Below are 4,210 nucleotides of genomic sequence, written 5' to 3' on the forward strand. Positions count from 1 at the left end.
CGCTAAACTCAAAGAAAATCGACGCTTAGCATTACGATTTGAGAAATCCGATCTCTCTTTCCTTGCCTTTATAGCTTTAGCATCTATTAAATACAACCTTTGTTAACAGTGCCTAGAGATTCAGCTGATGATGAGCATGCCACCCAACATAATGATGGTGATAAGCAGGCTGACACTTTGCATGATAATACAAACACACAAAATTATGTAGGTACTGAAATGGGAGATAGTAACTATACACATAAAGATGAGGCTAATTCCTCATCAAATAATTTGGGAGATAATGTAAGGAGCGACAAGCATTCTGATACAGAACAATGGGCTACTTATGATAATAAAAATGATATAAAAGAAGATTCATTTTCATCTGTTGCGGTAAGTAAAAAAAATAAGACAGTTGGAATATTAATCTTAATAGCGGTAGCTATTTTTGCTGTATATTTTATTTTTTCTGAGCAAGACCAGGATAATGATAATAAAGAAACCACCCCAAACGGAGCTTCAAATTTAAAAGCTGCAGAAAAAGTAATAATGGATTCTTCAACTGTAGCAAAAGAAATTCCTGAATTTAACAACTACAAATCCTTTAATTCAAACCCTATACCATTACCAGAACCACCTCCATTACAGGAACTTGAATCACAACCTGTTCCTATACCAAATAAAAGAGAGGAGAGGAACGAAGTGAGGCGTGGTGAGCTCCCACCACCTCCTCCTCTGCCGTTTGCCATAACCGAAAGCACAGTACCAACCTCCCCTTCAGTTACAAATATGTTTTCTAACCAAGAACGAGAAGAGGAAGAGAAAAGAAGGATAGAAGCTAAACGAAAAGCTGGAATAATGGTTATGGGGTCAGGTGCTGGGGTTGGACTGATGGATAGCTTCAATGATGGAGCGAAAGATAAAGATTCAGCAAAACAAGAAAAGAAGAATGACGCTCCGGGAGACTTTTTAGGTTTTGGTGATGGTGCATTAGATGTACAGGAAATAGCACACACTAGTGCCCAGCAAGAGAGGGTCACCAAGGTTGGGAATTTACGAAATATGATACTGGAAGGCAAAGTTATAGACGCCGTCCTTGAAACTGCTATTAATACTGATATCCCAGGCTCATTAAGGGCCGTTGTAACTAGGAACGTATTTTCAGAGCAAGGACAAAATATACTTATACCAGCAGGGTCAAGACTTATTGGGGAATATGATGCAAAAATCTCCGCAGGACAAGCGCGCGTGTCAATAATATGGAACAGATTAATATTACCTTCTGGTATAGATATAATGATTGCCTCTGCTGGAACAGATAAGCTAGGTAGAGCCGGTGTTCGAGGCAAACTTGATAGCAAATTTAGAGAAAAATTGATAAGCGCCTTCCTTGTATCTTATGTTATTCCTACTGTATCAAATAAAATAATCAATAATAATGAAAAGATTACGCAAACTAAGGATAAGGATGGTAAAATTATTACAGAAGGAAGCGCATCTGCACTCCTGAACCAAGAGACAACACAAAAATTCAATGGAATAGCATCTAATGTTGTAGAGCAATCGTTTTCTGTAAAACCCACAATTACTATCAATCAAGGAGAGCTAGTTAATATAATAGTGCAAAAAGATCTAATTTTTCCTAATTAGTAATGTGATAATGGAAAGTTGGTTTTATTTAATAATAGCAGGATTTTCAGAAGTTGCATTTGCGATTTGCCTAAAGCTATCTGAGCAATTTACAAAAATTGTATATACAATTTTATTTATTGTCTTTGCTATAATAAGCTTCTTTTTTATGAGTAAAGCAATGAGAGATTTACCTATATCTATTGTATACGCCGTATGGACAGGGATTGGTATATCTGGTACTACTGTTTTTGAGATTATTATGTCTGGGGAACTCAATCCAATGAGGATACTGCTAATTATAGTACTCATGTTTTGCATATTGGGCTTAAAAGTTACGTAGATGAGCTTTATATCTTTTTTTTTCAAAAAAGATTCTCTAAAGAGTAGGATAATATTTGTGGTATGCGTGTTATCAGTAGCCGCTCCAATAATACTCACATCGCTGCTTTTTTATGCTTATTATTATCTTGGTGTAGAATCGTTCTTTACTAAACAGATCGCAAATTCTGTTTCTAATACCGTCAAAATTGCGCAACATTACATGATAGAGCATAAAAACAATATAAAGGTAGAGGCCTTTATTGTAGCAAATATTATAGAAAGAAGCGGGGTAAAAAGTGGTGGAATTTTAAGAGCACTTAATGAACAAGCTTTTGAACGTGGATTAGCAGAAATTTTGATCTTCAATAAAAATATGCTAGTTGCACGTAGCACAATTGGTATTCCTGTCTTCCCTAATAGATTACCAGACCATGTAATACAGGAAGTATTACAACATGAGGTAGCCCTCATAGATGATACCATTGGTAAAAAAGTTCACGCAGTTATCAAGCTGCACTCTCTTGCTAACATATACCTTGTTATTTCAAGACATTTAGATCCAAAAATTGTGAGATATCTGGAAGAGACAAAGGGATCTGCAATGCATTATCAAGAACTTCAACACGGGATAGAAAGTACAAAAGATAAGCTAGAAATAGCGTTTTTTTTCATCTCTCTATCTATGGTATTTTTTTCTATAGTGATAGCAAATAAAATTGCAAATAAAATAGTAAATCCATTGGAAAAACTAAGTAATGCAGTTCTAGGTATTAGATCAGACAATGTGTCTTTTATAAATTTAAAAGCAATAGGTAGTAAGTATGAAATAACAATATTAGCCAAAGCCTTTAATTCGATGCTTCAGAAAGTTAAAAGACAACATTCTGAAATTTTAAAAATAAAAGATTTAGCAGACGCGAGAAGGATATTTATCGAAAAAATATTGGCGGAAATTAAAACTGGCGTTATTGTAATAAATAAGAAAGCAAATGTGCATTTAATAAATAACGCGGCTTTATCGATTCTCAGTCTCAATGAGAAAGATTATACTGGGGTAAAAATTTCAGAGATATTCAATGAAATAGGTCATGTTATAACCGACTTCTTTAATGGAAAACTTATTGAATTTTCAAAAAATATTATCATAGAGAGAAATGACTCTTATATTAACCTTTTTATAAAAATGGTAGCAATTATCAATAAAGAATCCATAGAGAGTATAGTTATAACAATTACTGATATAACAGAATTAGTAGCCGCTCAAAAATCAGCCGCATGGGGCGAAATAGCAAAAAGGATCGCGCATGAAATAAGAAACCCATTAACACCAATATTATTGGCATCAGAAATTCTCAAAAAAAATATATTTCAACACAAATATGATGAGAAGTTATTTGCAAGATATATAGATTCAATAATGCAAAATGTTGAAAATATAAATCATATGGTTACTGATTTTATAGATTTTGCAAAACTACAATCGCCTATTTTTACGGATTGCGATATTAGAAATATAATAAAAGATACCGTTCTAATACATAGAATAGCTAACCCTAATATCTCATATAACTTTATTGATCTCGTAGAAGTAGATTGTATAATAAGCTGTGATAGAACACACATATCAAGAGCTATTACGAATTTATTAAAAAATTCTGCCGAGGCTATTTATCTTAGGAAAATTAAGGGTGTTATATCTATCATTTTATCGCATAAAACATGTAATTATATATCAATAAAAATCGAGGATAATGGCGGCGGTATAAAGAAAGAAATATTACCAACAATAAAGGAACCTTATGTTACAACTAAGGAAGAGGGAGTAGGCATAGGGCTCTCTATAGTCCAAAAGATAATGGACGATCATATGGGTATATTTGATTTAAAAAATATAGAAGATGGTGTATGTACAGAATTATACATACCTAAAAATTTTACACAGAGATAAGCTATAATTTATGTAGCCTTGACACTTATTTTAGCCACAAATATCTTTGCGCAAGTGGAGGTAAGCTTATCGTATCTAGTTATTTAACATCTGAAAAGCTTTAGTTTATTGAATATGTATTCAATAAGATTATATAATTTCTTAGACTTTTGATATTTTATGTATGGCTTTTTGAGTATGTAATACTCAACTACATTTTATTGGTCTTACCAATTGCTTTTGCAACACTATAGCTAATCCGTTATAAAATGTCATGCTAATTTTGATAAAAATGATATAAATGCTATATAAAGAAAAAATGTCATATCCAATAGAATTTAGAAAGAA

General features: G+C 32.8%; 3 protein-coding genes. All 3 read left to right on the plus strand.

All coding sequences use genetic code 11. From position 1 onward, the window contains the following. Positions 1-108 precede the first annotated feature (108 nt). From Cyrtocomes_RS05465 to Cyrtocomes_RS05475, 3 genes are read left to right on the plus strand one after another with little or no spacing between them, the layout of a single operon-like run. Positions 109-1,632, plus strand: a complete 1,524-nt coding sequence (locus tag Cyrtocomes_RS05465) for a TraB/TrbI/VirB10 family type IV secretion system protein (protein ID WP_322498181.1) — start codon at positions 109-111, stop codon at positions 1,630-1,632. Positions 1,633-1,642: 10 nt separating this feature from the next. After that, the gene (locus tag Cyrtocomes_RS05470; protein WP_322498182.1) at positions 1,643-1,954 is read left to right on the plus strand and encodes a DMT family transporter; all 312 of its coding nucleotides are present in this window, start codon (positions 1,643-1,645) and stop codon (positions 1,952-1,954) included. Beyond that, positions 1,955-3,883 carry an ATP-binding protein gene (locus Cyrtocomes_RS05475; protein WP_322498183.1) on the plus strand — a complete coding sequence of 643 codons (1,929 nt, stop codon included), beginning with the start codon at positions 1,955-1,957 and terminating at the stop codon, positions 3,881-3,883. The last annotated feature ends 327 nt before the right edge of the window (positions 3,884-4,210 follow it).

The sequence above is a fragment of the Candidatus Cyrtobacter comes genome (assembly GCF_034470605.1).
Taxonomy (GTDB): domain Bacteria; phylum Pseudomonadota; class Alphaproteobacteria; order Rickettsiales; family Midichloriaceae; genus Cyrtobacter; species Cyrtobacter comes.